35 protein-coding genes are annotated in these 23,936 nt (G+C 72.1%); all 35 read right to left on the bottom strand.

Annotated elements, in window-relative coordinates; translation table 11 throughout:
• Positions 1-4: 4 nt before the first annotated feature.
• Entirely contained in the window at positions 5-214 is a 210-nt protein-coding gene (locus tag JHN45_RS31455) for a hypothetical protein (protein ID WP_201052078.1), read from the bottom strand.
• Positions 211-702, bottom strand: a complete 492-nt coding sequence (locus tag JHN45_RS31450) for a hypothetical protein (RefSeq protein ID WP_201052077.1) — start codon at positions 700-702, stop codon at positions 211-213. The genes JHN45_RS31455 and JHN45_RS31450 overlap by 4 nt, the downstream gene beginning before the upstream one ends.
• Complete coding sequence (locus tag JHN45_RS31445; protein WP_201052075.1) at positions 702-1,196, bottom strand: phage tail tube protein; 495 nt, start codon at positions 1,194-1,196, stop codon at positions 702-704. The genes JHN45_RS31450 and JHN45_RS31445 overlap by 1 nt, the downstream gene beginning before the upstream one ends.
• Positions 1,197-1,208: 12 nt before the next feature.
• The gene (locus JHN45_RS31440) at positions 1,209-1,640 is read right to left on the bottom strand and encodes a minor capsid protein (RefSeq protein WP_201052073.1); all 432 of its coding nucleotides are present in this window, start codon (positions 1,638-1,640) and stop codon (positions 1,209-1,211) included.
• Complete coding sequence (locus JHN45_RS31435) at positions 1,637-1,987, bottom strand: hypothetical protein (protein ID WP_201052071.1); 351 nt, start codon at positions 1,985-1,987, stop codon at positions 1,637-1,639. Before JHN45_RS31435 ends, JHN45_RS31440 begins: the two co-directional genes overlap by 4 nt.
• Positions 1,984-2,301: a hypothetical protein gene (locus JHN45_RS31430; RefSeq protein ID WP_201052069.1), complete on the bottom strand. Its 318-nt coding sequence runs from the start codon at positions 2,299-2,301 to the stop codon at positions 1,984-1,986. Before JHN45_RS31430 ends, JHN45_RS31435 begins: the two co-directional genes overlap by 4 nt.
• The gene (locus JHN45_RS31425) at positions 2,298-2,678 is read right to left on the bottom strand and encodes a hypothetical protein (RefSeq protein ID WP_201052067.1); all 381 of its coding nucleotides are present in this window, start codon (positions 2,676-2,678) and stop codon (positions 2,298-2,300) included. The genes JHN45_RS31430 and JHN45_RS31425 overlap by 4 nt, the downstream gene beginning before the upstream one ends.
• A 3-nt stretch (positions 2,679-2,681) precedes the next feature.
• Positions 2,682-2,924, bottom strand: coding sequence for a hypothetical protein (locus JHN45_RS31420; RefSeq protein ID WP_201052065.1), 243 nt, complete (start codon positions 2,922-2,924; stop codon positions 2,682-2,684).
• A gap of 3 nt (positions 2,925-2,927) precedes the next feature.
• The gene (locus JHN45_RS54155; RefSeq protein ID WP_201052058.1) at positions 2,928-3,932 is read right to left on the bottom strand and encodes a major capsid protein; all 1,005 of its coding nucleotides are present in this window, start codon (positions 3,930-3,932) and stop codon (positions 2,928-2,930) included.
• Between the two features lie 21 nt (positions 3,933-3,953).
• A complete protein-coding gene (locus tag JHN45_RS54150) occupies positions 3,954-4,583 on the bottom strand; it encodes a hypothetical protein (protein WP_201052056.1) in 630 nt (209 codons plus the stop codon).
• A gap of 456 nt (positions 4,584-5,039) precedes the next feature.
• Positions 5,040-5,204, bottom strand: coding sequence for an Rmf/CrpP fold protein (locus tag JHN45_RS31405; protein WP_201052054.1), 165 nt, complete (start codon positions 5,202-5,204; stop codon positions 5,040-5,042).
• 9 nt (positions 5,205-5,213) lie between these two features.
• Complete coding sequence (locus JHN45_RS31400) at positions 5,214-7,433, bottom strand: phage minor capsid protein (protein ID WP_307783241.1); 2,220 nt, start codon at positions 7,431-7,433, stop codon at positions 5,214-5,216.
• Positions 7,434-8,127: 694 nt separating this feature from the next.
• The gene (locus JHN45_RS31395; RefSeq protein ID WP_236584308.1) at positions 8,128-9,603 is read right to left on the bottom strand and encodes a phage portal protein; all 1,476 of its coding nucleotides are present in this window, start codon (positions 9,601-9,603) and stop codon (positions 8,128-8,130) included.
• Positions 9,590-9,790, bottom strand: coding sequence for a hypothetical protein (locus tag JHN45_RS31390; protein ID WP_201052052.1), 201 nt, complete (start codon positions 9,788-9,790; stop codon positions 9,590-9,592). Before JHN45_RS31390 ends, JHN45_RS31395 begins: the two co-directional genes overlap by 14 nt.
• The gene (locus JHN45_RS31385) at positions 9,787-11,019 is read right to left on the bottom strand and encodes a PBSX family phage terminase large subunit (protein ID WP_201052051.1); all 1,233 of its coding nucleotides are present in this window, start codon (positions 11,017-11,019) and stop codon (positions 9,787-9,789) included. Before JHN45_RS31385 ends, JHN45_RS31390 begins: the two co-directional genes overlap by 4 nt.
• Positions 11,009-11,530: a helix-turn-helix domain-containing protein gene (locus JHN45_RS31380; protein ID WP_201052049.1), complete on the bottom strand. Its 522-nt coding sequence runs from the start codon at positions 11,528-11,530 to the stop codon at positions 11,009-11,011. Before JHN45_RS31380 ends, JHN45_RS31385 begins: the two co-directional genes overlap by 11 nt.
• Positions 11,531-11,600: 70 nt before the next feature.
• Positions 11,601-12,014 carry a hypothetical protein gene (locus JHN45_RS31375; protein ID WP_201052046.1) on the bottom strand — a complete coding sequence of 138 codons (414 nt, stop codon included), beginning with the start codon at positions 12,012-12,014 and terminating at the stop codon, positions 11,601-11,603.
• Between the two features lie 279 nt (positions 12,015-12,293).
• On the bottom strand, positions 12,294-12,587 hold the full coding sequence (locus JHN45_RS31370; protein WP_201052044.1) for a hypothetical protein: 294 nt from the start codon (positions 12,585-12,587) through the stop codon (positions 12,294-12,296).
• A 76-nt stretch (positions 12,588-12,663) separates the two neighbouring features.
• Positions 12,664-13,587 (bottom strand): hypothetical protein, encoded by a 924-nt coding sequence (locus JHN45_RS31365; RefSeq protein ID WP_201052041.1) that lies wholly within the window; start codon positions 13,585-13,587, stop codon positions 12,664-12,666.
• A gap of 58 nt (positions 13,588-13,645) precedes the next feature.
• Entirely contained in the window at positions 13,646-13,990 is a 345-nt protein-coding gene (locus JHN45_RS31360; protein WP_201052039.1) for a hypothetical protein, read from the bottom strand.
• Between the two features lie 235 nt (positions 13,991-14,225).
• Positions 14,226-14,597, bottom strand: a complete 372-nt coding sequence (locus JHN45_RS31355; RefSeq protein ID WP_307783240.1) for a hypothetical protein — start codon at positions 14,595-14,597, stop codon at positions 14,226-14,228.
• A gap of 83 nt (positions 14,598-14,680) precedes the next feature.
• A complete protein-coding gene (locus JHN45_RS31350; protein WP_201052035.1) occupies positions 14,681-15,538 on the bottom strand; it encodes a hypothetical protein in 858 nt (285 codons plus the stop codon).
• Between the two features lie 174 nt (positions 15,539-15,712).
• Positions 15,713-16,552, bottom strand: a complete 840-nt coding sequence (locus tag JHN45_RS31345; protein ID WP_201052034.1) for a hypothetical protein — start codon at positions 16,550-16,552, stop codon at positions 15,713-15,715.
• 17 nt (positions 16,553-16,569) lie between these two features.
• On the bottom strand, positions 16,570-17,064 hold the full coding sequence (locus tag JHN45_RS31340) for a hypothetical protein (RefSeq protein WP_201052032.1): 495 nt from the start codon (positions 17,062-17,064) through the stop codon (positions 16,570-16,572).
• On the bottom strand, positions 17,061-17,279 hold the full coding sequence (locus tag JHN45_RS31335) for a hypothetical protein (protein WP_201052030.1): 219 nt from the start codon (positions 17,277-17,279) through the stop codon (positions 17,061-17,063). The genes JHN45_RS31340 and JHN45_RS31335 overlap by 4 nt, the downstream gene beginning before the upstream one ends.
• Positions 17,276-17,983 (bottom strand): hypothetical protein, encoded by a 708-nt coding sequence (locus tag JHN45_RS31330; RefSeq protein ID WP_236584307.1) that lies wholly within the window; start codon positions 17,981-17,983, stop codon positions 17,276-17,278. Before JHN45_RS31330 ends, JHN45_RS31335 begins: the two co-directional genes overlap by 4 nt.
• Before the next feature lie 83 nt (positions 17,984-18,066).
• Positions 18,067-18,582: an HNH endonuclease signature motif containing protein gene (locus JHN45_RS31325; RefSeq protein WP_201052026.1), complete on the bottom strand. Its 516-nt coding sequence runs from the start codon at positions 18,580-18,582 to the stop codon at positions 18,067-18,069.
• A gap of 131 nt (positions 18,583-18,713) precedes the next feature.
• Positions 18,714-18,881, bottom strand: a complete 168-nt coding sequence (locus tag JHN45_RS31320) for a hypothetical protein (RefSeq protein WP_201052025.1) — start codon at positions 18,879-18,881, stop codon at positions 18,714-18,716.
• Positions 18,878-19,351, bottom strand: coding sequence for a hypothetical protein (locus JHN45_RS31315; protein WP_201052023.1), 474 nt, complete (start codon positions 19,349-19,351; stop codon positions 18,878-18,880). The genes JHN45_RS31320 and JHN45_RS31315 overlap by 4 nt, the downstream gene beginning before the upstream one ends.
• Positions 19,348-20,040, bottom strand: a complete 693-nt coding sequence (locus JHN45_RS31310; RefSeq protein WP_201052021.1) for a cell surface glycoprotein — start codon at positions 20,038-20,040, stop codon at positions 19,348-19,350. Before JHN45_RS31310 ends, JHN45_RS31315 begins: the two co-directional genes overlap by 4 nt.
• Positions 20,037-20,996, bottom strand: a complete 960-nt coding sequence (locus tag JHN45_RS31305; protein WP_201052019.1) for a mucin-2 — start codon at positions 20,994-20,996, stop codon at positions 20,037-20,039. Before JHN45_RS31305 ends, JHN45_RS31310 begins: the two co-directional genes overlap by 4 nt.
• Positions 20,997-21,080: 84 nt before the next feature.
• The gene (locus tag JHN45_RS31300; RefSeq protein WP_201052017.1) at positions 21,081-21,599 is read right to left on the bottom strand and encodes a hypothetical protein; all 519 of its coding nucleotides are present in this window, start codon (positions 21,597-21,599) and stop codon (positions 21,081-21,083) included.
• Positions 21,596-23,086 (bottom strand): DNA cytosine methyltransferase, encoded by a 1,491-nt coding sequence (locus JHN45_RS31295; RefSeq protein ID WP_201052015.1) that lies wholly within the window; start codon positions 23,084-23,086, stop codon positions 21,596-21,598. Before JHN45_RS31295 ends, JHN45_RS31300 begins: the two co-directional genes overlap by 4 nt.
• Positions 23,077-23,454 (bottom strand): hypothetical protein, encoded by a 378-nt coding sequence (locus tag JHN45_RS31290; protein WP_201052013.1) that lies wholly within the window; start codon positions 23,452-23,454, stop codon positions 23,077-23,079. The genes JHN45_RS31295 and JHN45_RS31290 overlap by 10 nt, the downstream gene beginning before the upstream one ends.
• Complete coding sequence (locus JHN45_RS31285; protein ID WP_307783239.1) at positions 23,451-23,873, bottom strand: hypothetical protein; 423 nt, start codon at positions 23,871-23,873, stop codon at positions 23,451-23,453. The genes JHN45_RS31290 and JHN45_RS31285 overlap by 4 nt, the downstream gene beginning before the upstream one ends.
• Positions 23,874-23,936: the final 63 nt, after the last annotated feature.

Genomic DNA, 23,936 nt, shown 5'->3' with positions numbered 1-23,936 from the left:
GGTGTTACGACCGCCGGGGCTTCTTGGGCTCCGGTGGGGGGTTGAAGAGACGCTGTATGCGGGAGTCGGCGGAGAGCAGGCCGAAGATGCGTACGCGCAGCCATCGCCACGACCGCTCGTCGAGCAGGCCAGGTGCGCCGGCGTCGATGCCGTAGACCTCGTGCAGGTCGGCCTCGACGAGCGGCCACTCGTCGAGGAGTTGGGCCCACGTCACCTGTGGTGTGCGCCGCTGCTGCCCTTTCCTCCGCGCCGGTTGGCCGGGCGGGGCCTCGTACCACTCGTAGAGCCCCGAGACCGGGTCTTGTTCGCCGCGCCCGATGTACTGCGGCGCTGCTGCCGGTTCGGGGCCAGTTGAGAAGGGTCGCCGCCGGTGTTCCAGTACGCCTCGGCGCGGTCCTTGCTCTGGATGATCCACACCATGGCGGTCACGGCGGCGTGCTTGAGCATCGGCCACTCGACGCCGTCGGCGACCATCTCGGCGTGCGCGGTGCCGAGGACGTCGGCGTACATGTCGCGCTCGGCCGCGTCCGCCAACACCTCTTTGTCGGCCTGTCCGCCGTCGGCGGCCGTGGCGGCGGCCTGCATGATGGCCTGCACCCGCAGACCGGTCGCCGCCGACGGGGCGGGAATCCGGTACGTCTTCCCCTTGATCGGGAGTACGAGGGAGTCGTCGAGCAGGTTGCCGAGTTCCTGAAAGGCCATTACGAACCACTCCCCGCAAGCGGGTTGGTGATCGCGGTCTTGGCGCCCTTGCCGGTGAGCGTGACCCCGACCGAGTCGAGGTCGTCGGTCGCTCCGCCGTCCGGGTCCCACGTGACCAGGGCGCGGCCCTCGTACGCGTCGGCGCGGGCCTCGCGGTCGTACCACCGCACGTGGACGGTCGCGCCGCTGCCGAAGCTCTCGGCCGCGAGCCTGAGCTTTTCCTGCGCCGCGTTGAACGCCTTCGTGGTGGGGTGGTAGCGGTGCAGCAGCGTCAGTTCTACGGACCACGCGAGTTGGGTGACGGTGTTGTCGGCCCAGCCACCGTCTTCGTAGGTGGTGGAATCCTGCTGCGTGGGGTCGACCGCCGGGTCGAACTCCTGGATGCCGGGCACGATCACCCACGAGGGGGTGCTCGTCGCACTCGTGTCGAGTTCGAGGCGGTAGCGGCGCGCGAGCGCGGTCTCGGTCTCCGCCGGCTGTACGGGGGTGGACAAGGGACGGTCCTCCTACTCAAGTCGGGGATGCGGCCGGTGAGCGCGCAACGCGTAGTTGCTGCTGCGCTCGAACCGGCCGAGGCTGTCGGCGCCCAGCGGGGCGGCGGACTGGCGGGTGATCAGCACGACGCGGGCCGTGCCGAACAGGAACGGGCCGGAGTTGTGCAGCACCTCGAACACGGCGTCGTCGAGGGCGGCCACCTCGCGCGGATCGGGTCCGGCGCGGGTACGGGCCTGCACGAACACGGTGGTGTCGGTGAGGTTCTGCGAGTTGGCCGTGTCGTAGGCGGTGAGCACGACGGCGCGGTCCGGGGCATCCGGCATCACGGTGTCCGTGATCGCCGTCTCGCCCGCCCCATACACACCATCGGGCCGGTAGGTGGCCACTTCGGCGGCGTCGAGCAGGCGGGCGAGGCCGTCGACGACGTCGACAAGGAAGCTCACCGCAGCGACCGCCGGACCTGAGCGGCGATGATCTCCGTAATCGTGCCGTTCTCCTCGTGCAACGGCCCTTCCAGGTACTTCGCCGTACGGCCCTGGTCGTGGCGGTAGTTGAGTTCTTCGTGCTGGCGTACGGCATACGGGGTGTCGTAGGAGACGGCGGCCGTCACGGACTGCTCGTCGACGGAGACGACCCCGGAGCGCTCCAACGTGCCTTCCTCGATCGGCACCTGCTGTCGGGAGACTTCCAAGAGGTGTTCGGCGCCCAACCGCACCCCGCGCAGGGCGCCTTGACGCATCGCCGCGAGGGCGGCGTTTCCGTTCCATCTGATCCGGGCGCGCTGGGTCACTCGCACATCACCTCCGTGGACTGCGGCACGGGCAGACCGGGCGCGGTGTGGTGGGCGACGCTGATCACAGTGGTGGTGCGGCCGGTGGGCAGCGTGATCCGTGATCCGGTCGGGCAGTTGAGGCCGGGGCCGGCGTAGATCTGCGCGGTCGAGACGACCTCGGCGCCGGTCGCGTCGCGTACGCGCTTGATCGCCTCGGCGACCAGGGCGGGCACGCCTGCGGCGGGCGGCCCGTACTTGGGCCCGTACGCGCTGGTGCCGAGGTACGGCTCGATGGTGATCCGGTGGACGAGCAGCCACTCGGGAACGTTCACCAGATCACCCCCGGCAGCAGTCCGGCGCGCGTGAGGGCGCGGTGCGCGCGGGGCGCGAGGTCGACGTCGTCCGCCGAGGCGGGAGCGTCCTTGCGGCCGGACAGGGACACGGGGCCGATAGAGACGCTGTCCCACCGGCCGGCCGCGCCCGTGCCGTCGTCGCCGGTCGCGGCCCAATACTCGATCTGGTCGCGCACAGCGTCGGCGAGGGCGGTCACGACCTTTGGATCGGTCGGCATGCCCGCGCTGTCGGTGCGGTAGACGGCCGTCAGCAGGGCGTCGTCGATGTCCTCGGACGCCCGCGCGAGCAGCCTCTCGGCGTCCGCCGGGGGCTGGCCGGTCCACACCTGCTCGGGGGTGGCGTAGACACGGTCCACCGGTCACTCCTTGGAACGGGGACGGCCCGCGGGCTTGGTCGCCTGCGGGCCGTCGGGGCTGGTCGTGTCGGGATCGCCCGGCGGGTCACCGTCGGCCGGCTCGTCGTCGAGCGGCGTCACGGTGTAGCCGTGGCGCCGGAAGTAGGCGACGGCGCCCTCGCTGTCGGTGGTGGCCTCGCCGTCGACGAACCACACCCCCGCAATGCATCCGTTGAACTCCGCTACGGGAGTGGTCACCTTGTGCATGGGTCACCTGACCTTGATGTTGCGGAACGCGGACGCTGCCTTGGTGGCCTTGAGGACGACGCCGATCGGGCCCATCTCGACCTCGCCGGTCTTCACCGCGCCGGCGTTGGAGAAGTCGGGGAGCCACGTGTTCACGATCTGGCCGCCCACGGTGGCCACGGCGTGGAACCCGTCGAGGCCGATCCGTACCGCGTAGAGGTCGGTGAGGCCGGTCGCGGCGGTGCCGCCCACGGTGCGGTTCTCGATGGGGATGATGGGGGCGGAGGTGCCGGGCTTCTCGCCGGGGTCGACGAAGGTGATCCCGCCGTAGCTCTCGCGCACGATCGGGCGGCCGTTGTTGCCGATCAGGCCGTCGACCGGGTCACGGGTGTACTGCCCGGCGCGGCGCGCGAGGGCCCGCACGCGGGCGAGGGCGGTGCTGTTGCCGATCACCAGCGTTGGGGCGCCGTCGAGCTGGGACAGCCACTCGTCGAGGACGTCGAGGGCCTTCTGTTCGGCGCGCGGGTCGGTGTCGAAGTCGGTCCAGTCGGTCACCTGCGCGAGGCGGAACTCGGTGCTCGATCCGGCGAGGGCCTTGTCGAGGCCGTCGAACGAGTCCTCGTCCTCCGCGCTGTCGCCGTTGATCACGGCGTCCTGGAACTTGGTCCGGGTCGCCTTGATCTTCTGCTGCATGTTGAGCGTGACGGCGTTGGACGCTGCCGGACCGATACGGGAGACGACGCGGTCGACCTGGAAGCTACCGCCGAGGACGGCGAGATCGACGCTGTAGCGCTGCGTCTTGACCTCGCTCGGCGCGTACTCGGTGTTGATCTTTCGGAAGTCCGCTGTCGGTTGGGTGATCAGGCGGCGGTAGGAGTAGCTGAGGGTGTCGCCCCCGCCAGCGGGGTTGACGACGTCGTTGAAGACGAGCGAGTCGAGTAGAACGGATTCCTTGCGGAACTCGTCGATGACCTGAACGTCGACGTCGTCGGTCGCGTTCTGCTTGGCCTCGTCGAGGGTTACGGGCATGGGGGTTGCTCCTGTCTGGGGTCAGCTGTTGAACCGGGCGGCGATGGCGTCGGCGAGGGTGGCCGGGCGCTTGTCGCCGGCCGGGGGCCCGTTGAACTCGGCGCCGCCGCGGGCCGGTCCGGCGGCCGGGGTGCCGAGGCGGGGGTTTGCCGTGATGGCGGCGGTGATGGCGGCGGTCAGTGCGGCGGTGTCGTTCGGATCGATCGCCTCGACCGTGGCGCGGAAGGACACGGAGTCGAGCAGGGCGAGCGGGTCGGCGCCCGCGGCGGGGGCGGCCTGGAGAACGGCGGTCTGTACGGCGGCGGTGCGGGCTACGGTCTGGCTGTCCGTGATGGCGCGCTGTGCCCACTGCGGCAGACGGCTGATGTCGCCCTCGACCGCTGGCGCGACCTGGGCGGCCGTCGGGACCGGTGCCGACTGCGGGGGCTGCGGCTGCTCGGCGGGGACCGGCGCGGGCGCGGTCGGCGCGGGCGGGGTGACGGGTGCTGGCTGCGGTGCCGGTGCGGGCTGCTGCTGCGGTACGGCGGCGGGCGTCGGCGGCGCGGTCGGGGCGGGCGCGGGTGCGCCGGCCGTCTGTCCGCTCGGCGGGGCGCTGGGGTCGCCCTGCGGCTGTCCGCTCGGCGCGGTCGAGGACGGGGCCGGGGTCGTCATGGGTGCACTCCTGGTGTGATCGGGCCTGCTCCTGCGGGTGATTGAGGGCAGGCATGAAGAACCGCCCGTCGTCGACGGGCGGTTAGGGGGCGATATGGATGGGTAACAGTGCCTCGTGACGCAGCCCCGGCTTGCCTGAACACTTCGGCGCGGGGGGCGGCCACTCCGGAAAAAAAATGCCATTGACCGGAGTGGACATGACAATTGCGTTCGTCGCTAAGTGGTCGCTGGTCGCGGCTCGAACGCTTCCCCTGCTGGTGATTGTGGGGCTCTCCGCCCCAGCGTGGATCTCTTGGCCGTTTCTCTCCGCCGCACGTCAACAGGTCGTGCTTGAAATGGTGAGGACGCTGGCCGAGTGGTCTACCGCCTCAACACACGAGTAGCCGGAAGCGGACATGCCCAGAGGGAAGTAACGATGACGGGCAGCAGCAAGGGTTCTCCCTGCTGCTGCCCGTCCTACTCGGTGGCGGCCGTCGCGGGGCGCTCGCGGGCGTAACCCTTGATCCATGCCGTACGCAACACGGAGTCACCGGGGTACGGGCACGTCCTCGCGTCGTCGCCGCGGCGTCCGGCCTCGGCTCCCTGCTGGATGGCCTCGACGATGTCCTCGCGCGTTCCCATACGGGCCTCCTACCGCTTGTTCTGCTGCTCGCCCTCGTTCTTGCGTGCGCCGGACGCCCATCGCTGTTCGCGACCGGTCACCTGCTCGATGAACTCGGCCTGGGTCAACCTGCCGTGCTCGGCCCACCACTCTTTCAGTTCATCGCTCGCCCGCGCGTACGCGATTCGAGCCGGACCGGTGAACAGTTCAGCCGGATTGATCCCGGCGGCCTGGGCCTTCTTGTTGAGGAGATAGCCGTTCGTCGCGTCCTCGGCGGCGAGTAGCTGCCGGTATGCGTACTCCTCGTACATCGCGCGGGCCTCGGCGCGGGTGACCCGGCGGGCGGTCTCCTCGGTCACGCCCTTGGCGGCGTCGGACGCGACGGCGGCGGCCAACTCCTCGGTGAACGTGGTGTCGTCGGCGAGGGCGCCCCACGTCTGCGGGTCCGGGGCGGGGTCCATCGTTTCGGCGAGGGCGTCGCGGTCGGCGAGCAGGTCGTCGACGGCGTTGCCGGTCGCGGCGGGCGGTGGCAGTTCGACGGCGTCGCGGCGGTCCATCTCGGCGGCGATGCGCAGTAGTTCGTCGTTGGTGGCGTACTGCATGCACCAGGCGAGGGCGTCGTCGCCCACGTCCGAGAGATCCGCGGCGAGGTTCCCGCCGGGGAAGTACGTCGCGAGCAGGTCGCGGCGGCGGGCCTCGGCGTCGAGGGCCGCGCGCTCGTCGGGGCCGGCGGTGCGGGCGCGGGCGGCGAGGTCGTGGTCGGACAGGCCGACCAGGTCGCGCCGCACGCCCGGTAGCCGGGCGGCGAGGTCGCGGCGGTCCATCTCCACCATGACGCGCAGCGCGTCGCCGTCGTCGAGGTGGGGGAACGCGCGGGCGAGGTCGTTGTCGCCGAACGCGAGCAGGTCGTCGGCGAGGTGCCCGCCGGGCGTCACGCGGTCGAGCAGGTCGTCGAGGTCGCGGCGGTCGGCCTCGGCCTCGATCCGCGCGCGGGCGCGGTCGTCGAGCAGGCGGGAACCCTCGGCGGCGGCGAGCTGGTCGTCGCGCATCTCCCGTAGCGAGCGGTCATCCCCCGACCACACGCGTGCGGCGTCGAGTTGGGCCGGCGTCGCCTCGGTGCGCGGGGCGGGGAGGTTGGATGCGCCCGGCTGCTCGCGGTGCCGCAGCCGGCGTAGGTCGGGGTGAGCGGCGAGGTGGTCGCGCATGGCGCCCTGCCACTGCCGCACCTTGACGCGGGCGGCGCGCTGCGCCTCGGGGGTGACGGCGGCGGCCTCGCGGTTCTTCCATCGCCTGATGTTCCGCTCGATCTTCCGCTGTCGCTGCCCTGCCTCGTAGCCGGCGGGGTCGCTGGCCGCGTCCTCCACGCGTGTGATCCCCGGGGTGTACGCGGACACGCTGTGACGGCAGTTCGGGTGCTGGAGACCGGCGCGGCGCGCTTCGTCGAGCGAACCGGCGACGCTCACCCGGACCGTGCGGCCGTCCTCGGTCGCGTGCTCGGCCTCGACCGTGCGCTCGCCGTCCGGCCCGCCCACGGTCAACACCTGGCGCTCCCACGGGCGGCAGAGCGGGCACTCGCGCGGGGAGTCGGACACGACCACCAGGTCGACGCCGGCCTCGCCGAGCGTGCGCATGTGCGCCTCGGTCGCGGCACGGCCCACGGACGTCCGTACGGCCATCTCCGCGTACGCGGTGAGCTGCCAACGACGGCCGACGCGGTCGGTGAACGACGCGATGCCGCGGTCGGCGAACCGGCGCATGGCGTCCTGCGTCGCCTGCCGGCGGGTGCCGGTGCCGAGCAGGGGCGTTGCGGTGACCTCGGCGACGACCGTCCGGTACTGGTCGTCGACCGCCCGGAGAATCGAGCGGTGCGTCGCGGTGAGCCGGTCGACGGTTTCCTGTGCGAGCCGGTCGACGGCCTGCGCGTTCGGCGTGACGTCGTCGACCAGGCGGCGGGAGGCGTCGGACAGGGCGCCGAGTTCGGCGACCGCGGCGCGGTGCCCGGTGTTGTACGCCTCGGCGACGGCGTCGAACACGTCGAGGGACATCGCCTTGCCGAGTTCGTCGACGACGCCCTGTGCCGCGCGGCGCACGGCCTGTACGGCGGCGAGCTTCCGTTCGACCCACCCCGGGGCGTCGAGGCCGTCGGCGAGCTGCCGAGCGATGACGCCCAACAGCCGTTCCTCGGCATCGGCGTACAAGTCGCGGGTGCGCTCGGCGAGGTCTTCGACCATCCCGGGGTGGATCGGCACGGCACCCCCGTCTGGTGATGTAACTCACAGGAGTACGTGCGAGAGGACGGTTCCGGCCGGTTGTGGTCACTGGAGGCCGTAGGCGGCCAATTCCGCTAGTTTTCGCGAGGATTCGCGTGTGACGGTGTGACTTGCGTGTTCCGCGCGTGGACGTCCGGAAGGCATATGATGATGCCCACCTTCCGGGTGACCCCCCATCACTTCACCGTTGGTGAAGCCCCTGTTCGGCAGGGTGCACTCTGGGTTGCCCAGGAGGTTCGGTGAACCGTCAAGACGACGAAGACCAGGACGAGAGGCGCCGCGACGTGCGGCAGTGGCTGATCGACTGGCTTCCGATCATTCTGATGATCATCGACTGGCTGCGGCAGGTGTAGCGCAAGCGACCCTGGCGTGACCCGGACGTACGGCGGACTCAGCAAGGAGCCCGACCGAATCCAAGACGGCCGGGCTCACTAGCAGCACACCACGGCGGGGGCCCGCTGTCTGGCTGCGAACCAGACTTCGGGTCCCTCGCTGTGCCAGAGCACAGCGTGACGTGGTGTTTCACGCGAAACACTACCTTGGAGTTATGCAACGGGGAAAGTTATACGCGTCAAAGTTGGTGATGAAAGTTCGCAGTGACATTTGGTCGCACGACATTGGTGGGACGACATTGCTGGTCGTGTCAATGTTGGCGTCGGTCAATGACATTGCGTCAGTTCGGAAACGCACCAACAGGGTCGGGAGCGGCGGCGCCGGTCTCGGCGAGGATCGCCCGTACTTCGGCCTGTACGGCGGTGTCGTCCCACGTCGGGTTGAGGATCTTCACCTTCGTGGCCGTGCTGACGGCCCCGGCGCGGTTGAGCAGGTCGAGCGTGGTCGCAGTCTGCTCGGCGGACTCGGCGACGCCGTCGCCGAACTCCACGCGCGGTCGGTCCGGTGTGATCCTGCTGCCGAACAGTGTCGCGTCGAGCAGCAGCAGGACGTGACACATGTCGGCGACGGCGTGCCGCCAATAGCCGGCCTTCTTGCGGCGGGTGACCATGCTCCGGGCGTTGCGGGCGTCGACCTCGGTCGCGGTGACTGGCGCTCCGTCGCCGTCGAGGCCGAATGACTGCGGGCTGTAGCCGGCCGACTGGGCGGCCTCCCGTGTGATGGCCTCGGTGGTGCTGCGGTGCTCCTCGACCCTGATGTCGAACTGGTTCAGGGTGATGCCGGCGCCCTCGTTGGGCGGCATGCGGAGGGAGTGCCAGACCTCGCGGTCGTCGTCGAACGACGCGCCCTTGCCCGCGCCCTCGTTGCGCATGTACCCGTCGGGGACGATCAGGCGGGCGCGGGCGAGGCGTATGTCGCGCATCCACGATGTCCACGTTTCGTCGAGGCTGTCGAACAGGTCGTAGACCGGTGCCGCGTAGTCCGAGCGTCCGATCGGCGCGCCGCGGTGCAGCCGGTTGGGCAGCACGTTGGGGACGTAGGCGGCGGTGAGCTGCTGGATGCCGGTCGTGATCGTGTCGCCGTCGGCGTCGAGGCTGTCGACCAGGTCGGCGGTGTCGGGGTGCTCGGTGAGCGGCACCCGGCGGCCGACGTTCTCGGCGGTGCCCTCGTACAGGGCGTGCACGATGCGGCCGGGCTCGTGCCGCTCGAAGTGCCGCCATACGGTCGAGGTGGTCGAACCGTCCAGCTCGCGCCAGAAGTTGACGGCGCGCAGCAGGCCGAAGCGCCATTCAGGGATCGCGCCGTCGGGCTGCATGACGGTGAGCAGCGGGCGCGGCACTAGGTCGCGGTCCCACGTCACCCGCAGGAACACCCCGGACAGGGCTGCGGCCTGCTCGGCGGCGCCGAGGAACACCTGTTGGGCGCGGCCCTCGTCGAGCAGTTGGTCGAGGCGGGCCTGTGTCGGGGTGTCGGCGACGGCGATCGTCGGCATGTCGGAGAACAGCAGGGCGGCCGAGGTCGCGGCGATGTCGCCGGCGAGGGGGACATGTAGCCGGTGGTCGCGCCGGTCGAGGCGGTGCTCGAACGACCGGCGTCCCCACAGGCGGCGCCGCTCGGTGTGCCGCGGGTGGTTGGTGTAGACGCGGGCAAGGCGTCTCCGGTCGCCGCTGTACCACGCGTCGTCGACGCGCATCGCCTCGTAGTGCGCGGCCCACGCCGACGGCGGCCACACTGTCCCGTTGTCAGGGAGCGCCATCGTCGCCCCCTTCCTGCCCGGCGTTCTCGAACGCCGCGGCAGCGCGGCGGAACAGGGTGGCGAGGGCGGGGCGTACCTCCTCGCCGGGGGCGAGGGACAGTTCCCCTACCTCGACGGTGTGCTCGCCGACGGTGAGGGTTACGGGCAGGGTGAGCGTGGGCTCGGCCATGGCGGCGGCCTCCTTCATGCGGCGAGGGTGAGCAGGTGGCGCCACTCGTGGGCGGTGGAGTGGACGGCGTAGCGCAGTGCGTCGCACGAGTGGTCGGCGGCCTTGAGGGGCTTGTCCTCGCCCTTGTCGGCGGCGGCCGTGTCCCATACGTAGCCGGGCAGTTCGTCGAGCAGTCCCTCGCACGACCGGTGTATCCGCAGCAGACCGGCGCCGAGCAGGCTCGCCACGGACCGGATGCCGTCGACGACCTCGTTCGAGGCGCGGGCAACGCCCTCGTACGAGTCGGCCCACAACTGCGTGATGAAGCTCGCCGCGCTCGGGTCGACGAACGTCCACTCGGGCGCGATGCCGAGGTCGGCGACCCACGTGCGCAGTGCGGCGCTGTACTGGGCGTCGGTCATCTGCCGGTGCGCGGTGCGGGAGTCGTGGCGCCACTCGGCGCACGCGTACAGCCGGCCGTCGACACCCTCACCGAGCAGGATCGCCGAGGTGGCGTTCACGGTGCCATAGTCGATACCGATCCAGTACCGGCGCATGGCCGGCAGAGTGTCGACGACGTGCTCGGACTCGTCGAACATGTCGTAGATCGCGCCCTCGGCCTGAATCCACAGACCGAGCACGTTGCGCTTGTAGAACAGGCCGGTGTGCGTCGACTTGATCCGGGCTTTGTACTCGTCGTCAAGGCCGGGGTTGTCGTCCAACTGGAAGTGCCACGACCTGAGCCGGGCCTCTTCCGGCCTGAGCAGGTAGCCCCGGCGTAGCCAGTGATTCGGGTTGTCCGGGTTGGTCGTCGCGAAGATCTTCGAACCCGGCACGCTGCACCGTGCGGTGAGCTGGTCAAAGAAGCTCTTGGGAAGGGTCGTTGCCTCGTCGACGTAGGCGCCGGAGCAGGTGAGCCCGCGTACCTTCGGCTCGGCCTGGGCGTCGTTGGCACCGAGGGCGTGCACGGTGCGGCCGAGGACCGTCGCCGTCGCGGCGCCGGCGGTGTACTGGACGTCTTGGGCGACCTCGCCGAACACGTCCGGGTTCATCAGCGGCCCGAACACGTTCCGGGCGAGGCTGTCGCGGGTGCGCCCGACCATGACCAGCTCGCCGCCGGTCGGCGGGTCAGCGACGTACCCCAGCCAGCGGAGCAGGCTCGCGATGGTCTTCCCGGACCGCACGGAGCCTTCCCACAGGTTGAGGAACGCGGCGGCCTCGACGATCGAATCGACCTGCTTCGGCGACAGACCGAGGTCACTTTTCATCGTCGCCGTCCGGTGAACTGCCGTGCCGGTCGGCGTAGTTGCGGGCGAGGCCTTCCATGAGGCGCCCGATCACGGAGCGGGAGCGCTCGCCGGCCTCGTCGCGTGGCGGGGCGAGCTTTAGGGAGCGGTCGAGGGCGGCGCTGGCGGTGGCCATCATGGTCCGGCGGTCGGCCGGGGTTGGCTCGTCCTGCCACTTCTGGGCGTAGGTGTGGTCCTTCCCGCCCCACTCGAAGTAGAGGTGTGGCTCGGTCATCCGGCCGAGTTCCCGTTCGGCGATGTCGTGCAGGGTGACCGCGAGTTCGGCCCGGCGCGCGGCGAGGTCGGCACGGCGTACTCGGGTGGCGGTCTCGACCTCGGCGGCGCGGTCGAACGTGAGGTCGCACGCGGCGGCGATCTTCGACACGGTCGAGGGCGACCGCTCGATCGTCTTCGCGATCTCGTTCCGGCTCTTGCCCTGGGAGTGCAGTCGGCGTACCTGCTCGCGGTCGTCGTCATCGATGGGGCGTCCCACGGGCGCTCACCTCCCGCGGGCATGCGAACGGCCCGGCACACAGGGGCGTGCCGGGCCGTCGGGGGGTGGGTCAGGCGGTCTTGCAGAACGCCGTCAGCGCGGTGTTGATCTGCTTGGCCTCGGCCTCGCTCACCTCGTGCGAGCTGGTGCCGAAGCGCTGTTGCGCGGACCAATCGACCTTGGCGGACTCGCCGTTGATGGCGGAGCACTGGTTACGGCTGTTGTCGACGGCCTTGTCTTCGTCCGCGACCAGCGCGGGGCTGACCTTGCGCAGTGCGGCGAGCAGGGCGGTTCGAGCCTGGCCGGTCGGCTTCGCCGGAATGCCGGCGTTGTGCAGAGCGGCGGCGGCGTCGCTGGCGCTCACGGACTCGGTGGCGGCCGACGACGTCGACTTCGCCGAGGTGTCGTCGCTGCTGCTGCACCCGGTGAGCGCGGCGAGGGCGGCGACGGTGGCGAGGGCTAAGGCGGTGGTTTGGTGCTTCACGGGTTGTCCCCCCACGGGTTGGTAAGCGTTACGTAAGAGGGACGTGTGACGGGTGGGGATGGTTGCGGGGCGCATGCAAACGCCCCGCCGCGGGGGGAGCGGCGGGGCGTTCGGGAAGGGTGTCCGTTTCCGGGCACGCCGAAGACGGGCCCCACTCTAGGTCACGGAACGATAACGGCGCAACTGGTCTTGCCCGGCGGCCTCGCCCGCGCGCATGACGGCCCGCGTCCGGACGCGGGGCGCGCGCCCCACCGTGTCGTACAGCGGGGCGCGCGGCTGTCATACGTTCTGGTCAGGCTGTCGGACAGGCTTGTACGGCTTGATGTTCGTCGTCACGATGACGGGCGCGACGCCCACCGGGTAGTGCCCGCGCGACCATGCTCCGTCGTACACGTTGGCGAGGAGTAGTAACGCCTGTCGGACGGCGGCGGACGCGTCGCAGCCGGTCTGCATGATCACGCGCAGGTCGTCGTACATGCCCTGGTCGAGGATGCGGACGGACAGGGATCGTCCGACGTCGGGCGGGAGGTTCGGGGCCTTGGCCGGCTGCTGGGTAGGGTTGGCGGTAGTCATCGGGGGTTGCTCCCGTTTGGCGAGTCGGGCCCGCTTGACGTGTGAGGCGTCGGGCGGGCCCGCGTTGTCGGTGGGCTTACTGCTGGTCGTCGCTCCGTGTGCTGATCCTGTACTCGTCGACCGGGAACTCGGGTTCGGGCAGAGCGGCCGGTTCGCGCTCGTGGACGTGATCGGCGTCGTTCTCGTCCCCTTCGGGGCCTTCCCAGACCAGGACTCGGGCGCGGTGCTGGCTCACTTCCTGGTCGTCTTCCTCGGCGTCGGCGAGCACTGCGAGGGCGAGGTTTGTCTCGCTGCCCGGAACGTCGGCGGCGTCGCCTTCCTGGTACGACTGCCATCCGTCGCCTTCAGGGCCGTCGAACAGCTCAAGTCGCCAGTTGTAGAGCGTGTGTCCTGCCGGCACGTGGGCGCGGCGGGCCTCGTACGACTCATGGTCGGCTTGCGCCATCAGTCCCGTGAACTGGGCGAGGAAGTCCTCGACCGGCGCGGTGTCCTCGTCGGGCGCTTTGCGCAGGACGGCGTACACGTGTGAGTCGGTGACCTTGAGCAGGCGCGCGATGTCAGCCGGCTTCATGCCCTGGGCCTTGGCCCGCCGGATCATGCCCGGGGTCACCTCGATGGCCTTCTCACCGGCCTTGCGGGTGTCGGCGAGCTTCGTGAGGGCGAATGCCGCCGGGTGCAGCTCGACCGGGAACTCGGCCTCGATCGTGGCCGTCCGCTCGGCGAGCGTCTGGGCGCGGCGGTCTCGGCGGAGCCTGCGCACGACCTCGACCGACGACATGGGGCGGCCGTCGGTGACGACCGTTCCGGAGTCGACGACGGCCGTCACCAGCTTGAGGGCGAGGGCGGCGAGCTGCGGGCGGCCGTCGAGCAGCGCGTCGAGGGCTGCGCGGGCCTGCTCCGGGTCGGGCGCCGGCGCCATCTCGTACCCGCGAGCGTCTACGGCGTGCCGTACGGCGGCCCGCTGCTCCTCGAACGTCTGCGGCGGCTTCTTCGTGCTCATGCAGGGTGCTCCTGTCGGTGTGGTCGGGCCCGCCCTCGGGCGAGGGCGGGCGGGGCGGTCAGGCGGCGAACAGGGCGACCTGTTCGGGCTTGTGGGGCACGCCGTCGAGGGCGAGCTGTTCGGGGCGGGACGGTCGCCACGGCGCGGGGATCACCAGCATGCCCGAGGGCTCGGCGGCCTCGACCGTGGTCCGCCACTGGGCGGCGACGGCCTCGGCCTCGGCCCGGTCTTGGGCTTCGGCCCGTACGCACCGCTTGCACAGGCGCCACCCGCGCACGGCGGCGAAGACGCTGTTGCGTCCGCCCGCGGGGCGTCCGCAGTACAGGTCTTGCGTTCCGGGGCGGCGGTAGTGCCCGGTGATCTTCAGGGCGGTGCCGCGCACGGCGTGGGTCTCGGGACGCATCAGCGGGTTCCTCGGCTACGGGTGTCCGCAACCTGCGGGGCAGGTCACCAGGTTCGGGCAGTTACAGGAGGGGGCGAACTCGTTCTCGGAACATCCGCAGTTCGGACAACGCTCCTCGCTGTTCTCGGGGTGGTCGACCTTGAGGACGGGGCGGCGGGTCTGCTGGGGCTTCGGCACGGCTGGTACTCCTCGCGTCGGGGCGGGCCCGCCCTCGGCGGGGCGGGCCCTGGGGCGGTCAGGCGGGAACGATCAGTGCGAGGTCGGTCGCGGGCCACGGGTCGCAGACGTCCCACGGGTTGTCGTCGCCGAGGTTCACGACGGCTTCCGTGCAGTCCGCGAGGTTGACGCACGACCCGCACCCGCACGTGCGGTCGTAGGGCATCGGGTGCGCCTGGTACTGGTCGTTGAAGTAGTCCGAGCGGGGCAGACGGCGGCCGAGACTCCGGTAGGCGGGAAGCTGCGCGAGCACGATGTCGCCGTAGTGGTGTCCGGGGAACGACGCGAGGATCGTGTCGCCGTCGGCGATGTCCCGTGCGCGCACGATGCGGGCGGCGGCGGGGTCGACCAGCAGCGGGGCATGGTCCTCGTCGTCGGGGAGCGCGGTCACGACCACAGGGAAGAACTCAAGGCACTTCATTGGGTGTCCCTTCGGGTGGGGGCGCCCGCGCGGGGCGCCCCCTCGGTGGTCGGTCAGGCGCGGGCGTCGAGGACGTGGGCGCGGATGGCGGCGGCGGCCTGCTCGAAGCAGCGCCACGGGCCGTCGAGTTCGACGTCGATTCCGTCGGCGCCCGTGACGTGGGCCTCGATCGGGCGCTCGGCGTAGACGATGCCGCGCTCGGTGCCGTCCTCGAACACGACCGCGTGCCCGAGGGTCGACCAGGCGCAGACCCACCCGTCGCGGTCGACGGTCGGGTACTCCTCTCGCTCCTGGTCCTCACGCGGGAGGGTGACGTCGCGGTACTGGCGCGGGAGGAACGTGATCAGGCGGGTGGGGCGCAGCTTCTCGACGGCGAGGGAGAACGCCCGCTCGCGCGTGGCCATGCCTGCGAGCAGGTAGTCGCGGGGCGGGTAGGTGTCGCCCTCGGCGGGGACCTTGGCGACGGCCCAGTAACCGTCAAGGGGCTCGCTGGCCGTGTTGAACACGACGTACTCGGCGCGGTCGAACTTGAACGGGGCACGGCCCTGCTCGTCGGTCTCGGCGAGCTGCGGCTCGGCGGCGGCCTCGCGACGGTGCTCGCCGTCGCACTCCTCGCCGTGCTCGTCGCAGTCGCACGGGCACCCGCAGTCGGTCACGGGGCGCACGAAGAACACGAACGTGTCGACCGTGTGCTCGCCGACCAGCTCGGCGACGGTCTCGCACTTGGCGAGGCGGTTGTACAGCTCGTCGAACGGGGTCTCGTTCTCGACGTCCTCGGCAACGCCGGCGATGTCTCCCTCAAGCCAAGCGAAGATCTCCGCGATGTCCTCGCCGATGCACTCGACCCGGTACTCGGGGGCGAGGCCGATCTCGTGAGAGCCCACGTGGTAGCGCGTCCGGTTGGTGTTCATCAGGGGGTTGCTCCCTCTGTTCGGTGGTGGTGGCGGGTGAGGACCGCCGTTGACGTGACCACTGTAGGCACTTCTGAAGTGACTACACAAGTCACTTCAGGAGTTAGTTCAGAAAGTTGGTGAGCGGCCAACTGCCGCGCGTACATGGGGAGTTGGCCGGTCACCCGCCCCCAGCTACGCGGCCGGTCGCTGCCGGTCGGGGGTGAGGGCGGCCCACAGGGCGACCAGGTCGGCCCCTCGCCACTCGCCCCGGCGGCGGCCGTCCTCGGCGGGCGCGGTGCACCGTGCGCCGGTCGAGCAGGCGACGGCCGGTTCGCCGTCGGCGCGGGTGCGGCCGGTGAGGCTTCCCCCGCACCAGGGGCACGGCCGGTCGAGGGCGGTCGACCGGCCGTCGCGGCCGAGGGCACGCTCGACCCTGCGGCGGGCGCCGGCGGCCGTCGCGGCGAGGTGGTCGAGCAGCAGGGCGGGGACCGGCGTGAACAGGTCGCCGTACTCCTCGCCGAGGGCCCGCCCCTCCAGCCAGACGGCGGCCCAGTGCAGCCCGTACGCCCGCGAACCGGCCGACTCGGGCGTCTGGTAGTGCCACCGGCCGGGGTCCTGCTGGTCGCCGAGGTCTTCCCGCGTGACCGTGCGGGGCGGGAGCGACCGCAGCGCGACGGGCGTCCGGCGCACGGGGCGCTGTACCTGCTCGGCGACGGCGTCGGCGAGGTCGAACAGGTCGCGCTCGGTGTCGAGGGCGGTGTCGAGGGCGTCGAGGTTGAGCGGCGCCGGGTGTTCGCGGATGGTGAGCGGGAGCCGGCCTATGACGGGCGCGGCCGGCATGGGGTCGTCGGTGCGGTCGGCGGCGGCGAGCTGGTCGAGGAATCCGCCGCGGGTCTCGCGCGGCGGCCACTCGGCGGCCGGGGGGTGCGCGATGGCGGCGAGCAGGTCGCCCCACTGCTCGCGCACCGCGGCGAGGTCGACGGCGGCACGTCGGGCGACCGGCGGCGCGGCGTGGTCGAGGGGGGTCGTCATGGTGGCTGCTCCTGGGCTCAGTGCTGGGCGAGGGCGTCGCGGACGGCGTCGTACGCGTCGTGCCTGCCGTTGATGTAGGCGAGGCCGTTCGGCAGTCCGAGGCGGGGCCGGGGCGTGGTGGGCAGCAGGGCCCGAACGGCGGCGACCTGCTGCCGGGCGATCCGGTAGCGGTCGAGTGCGCCGGGCCCGAACACGGCCCGGTACGCGATGAGTTGTTCCTCGGCGTCCGCGGCGCGCTGCCGGGCCTCGGCGACGTCGCCCTCAAGCTCGCGTACGACGGCGTCGGCGGCGGCGCGGTGGCGGGCGAGCGTGCGCGTGGTGCCCTCGTTGGCCTTGCGCGACTCGTCGGCGCTGCGGCGCTCCTGCCCGACGTACTCGCACAACAGCCGGGCCTCGGCGGCGCTGAGCCGGCCGCGCTGGGCGCGGGCGAGCAGGACGTCGAGGGCGGCGCGGCGGTCGGCGTGCTCGTGGTCGCGCGGCTTGGTGCGGGAGTGCCGACGGCGGGTGGTCACGGGGTCTTCTCCTTGCGGCGGTCGGCGTTGCGGGCGAGGCGCAACAGGTCGCGATCGGCCTGCCCGCCGGCGCGGGCCCGGCAAGATGCGCGGTCCCGGCGGGCGAGGGGGCCGGGGTCCCGGCGGGCGGCCCACCATCCGAGGGGGGCGCCCGCCACGATCACGGTCGCCGTGACGACCAGGACATCGGCGGCGAGCTGCTGGGCGGCGCTCACTGCTGCGCCTGCTCGTCGAGGCGGTCGGCGAGGTCATCGAGCAGCCTGCGAATGCTGTTCATGCCGGTGAGCAGGCCGCGCGAGCCGCGGTTCACGCCGTGCTGACCGGCGGTGGCGTCGTACCGCTCGCGGGCGAGTGCGGCCATGCCGCGGGCGTGGGCGGCGAGCACCACGTAGGCGGTCGCGAGGGCTGCGGCCGGTGTGCGCTCCTCGGTGTCGAGCAGCAGGTCGCGCAGCGTGGACAGGGCGGGCGAGGGCTCGCCGGCGTTGAACGCGAGGCACTGCCGGGCCTCGTCGACCGCCCGCTCGGCCGGGGTGCGCATACCGGCGGGACCGGCGGCGGCCTGGTCGGCGTCGTCCTGGGGCAACTCCTCGGCGACGGCGGCGAGCAGGCGGTCGAGGCCGTCGGGACGCTGCGCCTGGCGGATGCCCCGGGCGAGGGCTTCGGCCGGGCTGGTGGTGAGCAGGACGGCCGAGGGCGGGGCCGGGGCGTCGTGGATCGGGCAGGGGCGGCCGGTCGCGCGGGCGGTCGCGCAGAGTCCGGCCGGGCTGTCGAGGCCGTCGGCGAGCTGCCGCAGCACGTCGGCGGCGGTCTGCCGGGTGTAGTTGGTTGCGATGTCGGCCGGTCCCTCGTTCGGCACGGCGACGATCAGGCGGTGCGTGTCGAGGGAGGCGACGGCGACGGCGTCGGGAACGCGGGTCATGGGGCGGTGCTCCTGTCTCGTATCGGGTGGGCCGAGGTACTGCTCGCGCGCGCGGGCGGGCCCGCGTCCGGACGCGCGGCCGGTCACGCGGCCCGTTCGAGGGCGCGGGCGGGACGGGGTCGGATGGGGTGGACCGAGGCGAGGCGGGGCGCGCGTTTGGCGGCGCGGGCGGCGCGGGCCTGGGCGTTCTTGCACGCCCGGCACTTGCGCGTGCCGTTCTTCGCCCGGATCGTGTTCGCCTGGTCGTAGCGGTGTCCGGCGGGGCAGTGCGTCACGGCCGCGCGCATCGCGACGTGGTTCGCCGAACGGAGGATGTTGACGCGGTGGGTGACGGCGTCGAGATGGCCGGGGGCGACGCACGCGCGGCGGCGGCACCGGTGGTCAACCTCAAGACCGGCAGGTATCGGACCGTTGGCCTGCTCGTAGGCGTACCGATGGGCCTTGACCGTGCGGCCGTCGGCCCAAAAGGTGCCGTAGCCCTTCTCGTTGGTGCTCCCGTCCCACAGACGGCAGGGGCCGGGGCAGTGCCGGCGGAGTGACCAGGGGCCGGCGGCGTTCACCTTGTCGGCGAACCGCTCGGCCGGGGTGGGCCGGTCCACGGACGTACCTCCTCGCGGGATGCAAGTCGTTCTCGATGTTCTTTTCGTGGACGGAATGTTCCATCCATGGATGGAACATAGTGCACAGGGGGCGGCCTCGGCCGTTCCGATTCCCGCCCCCCGGGCGGCAGTTACGCGGCTTGCCGGTCGTCGTCGGGTCCGGCGGGGACGATCGTCCACCCCATGGCGAGCAGTTCCTCGACGACCTGCTCGGCCACATCCCCGGCGGTGTCGAGGCCATTCCCGCGGGCGTTCTCGACGCCCGCGCGCACGACGGCGAGGGCTGCGGCGGGGATCATCGCTGTGCCCCGGTGACGTGCCGTGCCTCGCGGCGTCCGCACTGCTCGCGGGCGACCGGCGGGCGCGTCATGAGGCGGGCGAGGCCGGCGCGCTCGCGCTCGGAGTGCTCGGCGGCGGCGCGGCGCGTGGCCTCGGTGGTGGCGCGCTGCTGCTCCTCGATGCGGTGGCGCTGCTCGGCGTCGGCGCGGCGGCGCCCGGCGAGCAGGGCGGGGCCGTCGACCTCGAACCAGGTCGACCACTGCCCGTATCCGGCGTGCTGCTCGACGATCACGTACGCGCCCTGCTCGGCCATCTCGCGCGCGATGCGGCGTACGGCCTTGCGGTCCGGGGTCGCCTTCACCCATGGCCGGTCGGGGCGCTGGTCCCAACTGCCCGTGATCCGGAACGACTTGGTGTTCTTCGTGCGGTCGCCGGCGCTGGCGCGGCGGCGGTGCGGGGCGCGGTCGGGGTGCTTGCGGTTGCGGTTCATGCGGCCGGCTCCTGGGCGTAGTGGCGGGAGGTGGCGAGGTCGAGGCGCGAGGGGTGCGCTGAACTGCGCGGGTGGCGGCGGTAGTTGACGCACGGATTGCCGGCGCGGGCTCGGCACTGCTCGTACGGGCACGCCACGTCGAGCGGGTCGGGCAGTCCCTCGACGGCGCGGCGTTCGCGCTCGGCGCGGCGGCGCCGGTAGGGGGCGAGGGCGTCGGCGGCGCTGCGCGGGACGTAGTCGCCGAGGGCGGCGAGGCGGTCGGCGGCGAACTGCTCGCGCTCCTCGCGGGTGGCGCCGGTCAGTTCCCGGTACGTCGCGGCGGTCGCGGTGCCGCTCGCGACGGCGTGCCGGGTGCCGAGCAGTTCCGCGCGGTACGCCTCGGGGTTGTCGGGGTCGGCGGCGGGAACGGGGTCGTGGTGGCGGTCGACGACGTCGCGGCGGAAGCTGTGCCACGGGCGCGAGACGTCGCTCGGCCTGATGGGGTACGGGCTGGTCGCGATGTGGTGGCGCACGACCTGAGCGGCGTCCCAGTGGCGGCCGTTGGGGTGCGGGGCGGCCGTGGCGACGTCGGCGAGCAGGTCGGCCCACTGGTCGAGGGTTTCGGCGGCGGTGGCCTGGTCGGCGGGCGCGGTGCGTGGGTCGAGGCGCACGGCGTAGGCGAGCAGGGCGGCGACCTCTTCGCGGGTCATCTGGCGTTCTCCTGCGGCGAGTTGAGGGCGGCGGCGAACAGGCCGGCGGCGCGGGCGACGCGTCCGGGCCGGGCGGAGTCGAGGGGGATCACGTCGGCATCCGGGGCGGTCGGGGCGCCGGCGGGAACGGGCGGGAGCGCACTCCAGCCAGGCAGGAAGTACCGGACCGAGCGGGGGCGGCTCCGGGCTCGGCGCCACTGTTCGCGGGCGTGGTCGACCAGGGCGGGGACGGCGGTCCGCTTCACGATCGCCTCAAGGCGGAACCAGTCGGCCTCGGCGAGCGACCACTCGACGACGATCCCCGCGGCCGTCATCGCGTCCCGCAACGGGGCGAGGTTCACCGGGACGGCGGGGGTCGGGCCGTAGCTAGCTGGCTGTACCTCCGAAGGAGGTACAGCAGGACGGGACGGGTCGGGTCGGGGGGACCGTGACGGCTCACCCCCGTCACGCTGTGACGTACCGCCCTGACCTGCGATGCCGTCCGGGAAGTCGATCTGATTCGCGGACGGTTCACGATTTTCGGGCGGCGGATCGTCGTCGGTTCGCTCGCCATTCGCCGACGGACCGGACGGATTACGCTCCTGCGTCCGCTGCCCGGCGGCGCGCTCGCGGGCCCGCTGCTGACGCTCGGCCGACCTTGCCCGCTCGTCCTCGACCCGGGCGCGGGTCGGGTTGTAGATCAGGAAGTCGTGCATGTAGTAGTCGCCGGGGGGCGGCTGCTTGCATCTCGGGTGCGGGCACGTGTGGCCGTGCTCGTGCCACAGGCCGGCGGCGACCAGCTTCCGGGCCTGCGGCGCGGTGCCGTACAACTGCGCGACGACGCCCGGTACCACGCCCTCGGTGAGGTGCTGCGCGGCATAGGCACCGGCCTTGGTCCACAGACCGACGGCCGCGTTGCCGGCCTTGAGCGTCTTCGGGTGCCCGTAAAAGGTGTCGTCGACTTTGAACCAGGTCACGGGGGTTGTGCTCCTCGGATGGGGCGCCCGGGGCGAGGGGCGTCGGTGGCTAGTCCTCGCCCCGGGGCGGTCATGCGGCGGCGGTCAGTACGGGCGGGTGCGGGCCGGCTGGTGCTCCTCGCACCGCGGGCCGCACGGGTAGGGCCGTACCTCGGAGTCGTGGCACGTCGGGTTGCCGTGCCCGCAACTAGGCTTGCTGGAACGCCGGTTGCACTCCGCGCAGTACCGGCGGCCGTCGTCGCGGTGGCGGCCGTGTACGGCCTGGTCGTGCTTGCACTTGCGCGGCCGGTGCCGCATGCCCTTGACGTCGGCGAGCGCGGCGCGGTCGCGTTCCCGGGTCTCCTGGTCGTCGACATGGGCGGGCGAGCAGCACATCGGCACCTCGCACGACGGCCGGACGCTGCCGGCCGGGGGCCGCCCGTGCCACAGGATGAACGCGGCCTGGAACGCGGTGTACGACGTGCCCTTGTGCTGGAACCGGCCCCCGCCCTTAGCAGGGGTGCCGGTCCACTTCCGGTGCCCGTCGCCGGTCTCGCGGGTGCGCTTGAGGAATGCGAGGGCGAGGTCGACGGAAACGCCCCGTACGGGCGTGCCGGCGCTCATGCGGCCAGTCCGAACCGTGCGGCGATCCCGGCGCGGTGCAGCAGGAACCGCAGCGCGTGCGCGGCCTGCTGGGGGACGACGCCGTTGCCTAACGCCTTGAGCTGGGCGGGGCGGGACAGTCCCGGTACGCCGGTGATGTGGCCGAGGGGCAACCCCATCATCCATTCGACGAACGTCGGGGTCAGGCGGCCTCGATCGTCAGTTGGCCGGGGTGCCGGTCGCCCCGTGACCGCTTCCCACTGCGCAACGGCGTGGGCGTAGGGGCCCCAATCGACGCTGCCGCGCTCGCCAGAGTCGGCGTCCCGTCCCCGTACTTCTGGTTGGGGCTCCCCTTCGTGCCGTCGCTCGCCCGGGGCGTCGGTAGCAGGTGCTCGACCTCGTCGGCGAGCGTCGGGCCGTGCCCGCCCCCCTTCCTCTTCTCCGGGTGCTGAGATCCCCCGCTCATCCCGAGCGATGCCGTCGGGGTCTTCAGCAGCCGTACGACCGCCGGTAGCCCGTCGTCGTGCCCCCTGCCCCGGCTGTCCCTCGCGAGGGGCGTCGGAAGGTGCGCGATGCGGGCCCGCAACGTGTCGTTGCGGTTCCCGTCCGGCGTCCCCGGACCGTTCCACTCGCTCGTCGTCGGCGTCGGCAGCAGACCACGCGATGATGAAAACGCGCTCACGCTGGTGAGGTGCCCCAACGTCGGATGCGCGCTGCACGTGCCATTCCGCATCGAACCCGAGGTCGGCCAAGTCGCCGAGAACAGCGCCGATAGCTCGAAGAGTGTCGGCGTCTCCGCCGTCTGCATCCACAGGCGGGGAGTCGGGTCCCACACCGCGAACGGCCTTGGCCGAGAGAAGCCCGCGGACATTTTCGATCACCACCAATCGGGGTCGGAGAACGGATATCGCACGGGCGACGTGGAACCAGAGGCCGGACCGGGTCCCCTCGATGACCCGCTCGGGCGGTGGGCCGGCAGGGTCGGCGAGGTCGCGGGCGTTGAGTTCGGCGACCGCGGCGGCGGCCTCCATGCCGGCCAGGCGCGCGGGAACGGCACCGGACGGCGCGGCGGCCTCACACGTTGCGAGGTCGTGCTCACCCCACCGGCAGTTACCGCACTCCATGGCACCCGCCGGTACGACGGTGTCGCCGATCAGCCCAGCCCGCTTGCCCGCGAGGCTCACGTCAGTGCAGGGGAAACCGGAGGTGAGGACGTCAACCGGCTCGACTTCTGACCAGTCGAGGGCCGTGATGTCGCCGTGGTTGGGGACGTGCGGCCAGTGGTGCGCGAGGATGCGCGCGGCGTACTGGTGCTTGTCGCCGGGCTCGTACTGGCAGTGCCATGCCACGGACGCGCCGAGCAGACCGGCGACGGCCATGTCGAGCCCGCCGTACCCCGAACACAGGGAACCGATCCGCAGACCGTCGGGCATGGCGAGCTGTCCGGGCACCATCTCGACGGCACGCTCGGCGAGCAACTGCGCGACGCGTTCAAGGGTCAGGGGCATGGGCGCGTGCTCCCGTCCCGTGCGAGACGGATCCGGGCGGCGAACCGGGTGAGGCGGCCGGCGAGGGTGATCGCGTCATCGGGCCCGAACAGCGGGTCGAGGCCGTCGGCGCTCGGCGCCTCGGCGAGCAGGGCCTCGCGGCTCGCGTCGGCCTGCGCGGCGCGGATGCTGCGTTCGAACTCGGGCATGTCCTCGCTCACGACGGCGTGATCGAGGCGGACGACATGGGCGGCGTGCAGCGCGAGCAGACGGCCGACGTCGTCGGGTCCCTCGGCATAGGCGAGGGCGAGTTCGTCGAGGACGCGTGCCGTGCGGTGGGCGACTGGCAGGCGGACGGCGAGGCCGTCGGCGGTGAGTTGAGGGATCATCGCCGCGGCTCCGGGACGCTCGCGAGGTCGAGGTCGAGGTCGAGGTCGAGGTCGAGGTCGGCGGGCGCGGCGGGGTCGTCGAGGCGGAGGTCGCCCGTACGGGCGTCGTAGGCGAGGGCGCGCGACCAGTCGGCGCCGGGAAACATGCGGACGAGCAGGCCGCGGGCCGCGCTGTGCGCGGCTCGGTCGGCCTTGACCGGCAGTCCGAGGACGTCGTCGAGGACGACCCACGTCGCGACGCGCTGCTCGCCGTCGCGGTCGGTCCGTACCGGCACGGTCCGTACACGGACCGTGCCGGGCGCGATGGCGTCCAACTGCCGGGCGATCACTTCGGTACGGGTGAGACGTCTCCGCGCGGTACGGCCCCCCAGTACGGCGAGGGCGGCGCGGGGCGCGCGGTAGCTAGGCTTGGTGTTCACGGTCGGTGCCTCTCTGGGGCGGTCGTGAGAGGGCCGCTCGGGCGTAATCCGGGCGGCCCTCGG

It is taken from the genome of Streptomyces sp. MBT53, from assembly GCF_016654115.1.
GTDB lineage: Bacteria > Actinomycetota > Actinomycetes > Streptomycetales > Streptomycetaceae > Streptomyces.
This window is presented reverse-complemented; position numbering and strand designations above follow the sequence as displayed.

What these genes read in the sequence shown, in the direction of transcription:
- JHN45_RS31370 (WP_201052044.1), bottom strand. Translation starts at nt 12,587, where the DNA reads ATGACTACCGCCAACCCTACCCAGCAGCCGGCCAAGGCCCCGAACCTC.
- JHN45_RS54150 (WP_201052056.1), bottom strand. Translation starts at nt 4,583, where the DNA reads ATGACGACCCCGGCCCCGTCCTCGACCGCGCCGAGCGGACAGCCGCAG.
- JHN45_RS31315 (WP_201052023.1), bottom strand. Translation starts at nt 19,351, where the DNA reads ATGAACCGCAACCGCAAGCACCCCGACCGCGCCCCGCACCGCCGCCGC.
- JHN45_RS31420 (WP_201052065.1), bottom strand. Translation starts at nt 2,924, where the DNA reads ATGCACAAGGTGACCACTCCCGTAGCGGAGTTCAACGGATGCATTGCG.
- JHN45_RS31310 (WP_201052021.1), bottom strand. Translation starts at nt 20,040, where the DNA reads ATGACCCGCGAAGAGGTCGCCGCCCTGCTCGCCTACGCCGTGCGCCTC.
- JHN45_RS31300 (WP_201052017.1), bottom strand. Translation starts at nt 21,599, where the DNA reads ATGAGCGCCGGCACGCCCGTACGGGGCGTTTCCGTCGACCTCGCCCTC.
- JHN45_RS31365 (WP_201052041.1), bottom strand. Translation starts at nt 13,587, where the DNA reads ATGAGCACGAAGAAGCCGCCGCAGACGTTCGAGGAGCAGCGGGCCGCC.
- JHN45_RS31360 (WP_201052039.1), bottom strand. Translation starts at nt 13,990, where the DNA reads ATGCGTCCCGAGACCCACGCCGTGCGCGGCACCGCCCTGAAGATCACC.
- JHN45_RS31385 (WP_201052051.1), bottom strand. Translation starts at nt 11,019, where the DNA reads ATGAAAAGTGACCTCGGTCTGTCGCCGAAGCAGGTCGATTCGATCGTC.
- JHN45_RS31390 (WP_201052052.1), bottom strand. Translation starts at nt 9,790, where the DNA reads ATGAAGGAGGCCGCCGCCATGGCCGAGCCCACGCTCACCCTGCCCGTA.
- JHN45_RS31345 (WP_201052034.1), bottom strand. Translation starts at nt 16,552, where the DNA reads ATGACGACCCCCCTCGACCACGCCGCGCCGCCGGTCGCCCGACGTGCC.
- JHN45_RS31320 (WP_201052025.1), bottom strand. Translation starts at nt 18,881, where the DNA reads ATGATCCCCGCCGCAGCCCTCGCCGTCGTGCGCGCGGGCGTCGAGAAC.
- JHN45_RS31290 (WP_201052013.1), bottom strand. Translation starts at nt 23,454, where the DNA reads ATGATCCCTCAACTCACCGCCGACGGCCTCGCCGTCCGCCTGCCAGTC.
- JHN45_RS31350 (WP_201052035.1), bottom strand. Translation starts at nt 15,538, where the DNA reads ATGAACACCAACCGGACGCGCTACCACGTGGGCTCTCACGAGATCGGC.
- JHN45_RS31450 (WP_201052077.1), bottom strand. Translation starts at nt 702, where the DNA reads ATGGCCTTTCAGGAACTCGGCAACCTGCTCGACGACTCCCTCGTACTC.
- JHN45_RS31395 (WP_236584308.1), bottom strand. Translation starts at nt 9,603, where the DNA reads ATGGCGCTCCCTGACAACGGGACAGTGTGGCCGCCGTCGGCGTGGGCC.
- JHN45_RS54155 (WP_201052058.1), bottom strand. Translation starts at nt 3,932, where the DNA reads ATGCCCGTAACCCTCGACGAGGCCAAGCAGAACGCGACCGACGACGTC.
- JHN45_RS31405 (WP_201052054.1), bottom strand. Translation starts at nt 5,204, where the DNA reads ATGGGAACGCGCGAGGACATCGTCGAGGCCATCCAGCAGGGAGCCGAG.
- JHN45_RS31295 (WP_201052015.1), bottom strand. Translation starts at nt 23,086, where the DNA reads ATGCCCCTGACCCTTGAACGCGTCGCGCAGTTGCTCGCCGAGCGTGCC.
- JHN45_RS31330 (WP_236584307.1), bottom strand. Translation starts at nt 17,983, where the DNA reads ATGACCCGCGTTCCCGACGCCGTCGCCGTCGCCTCCCTCGACACGCAC.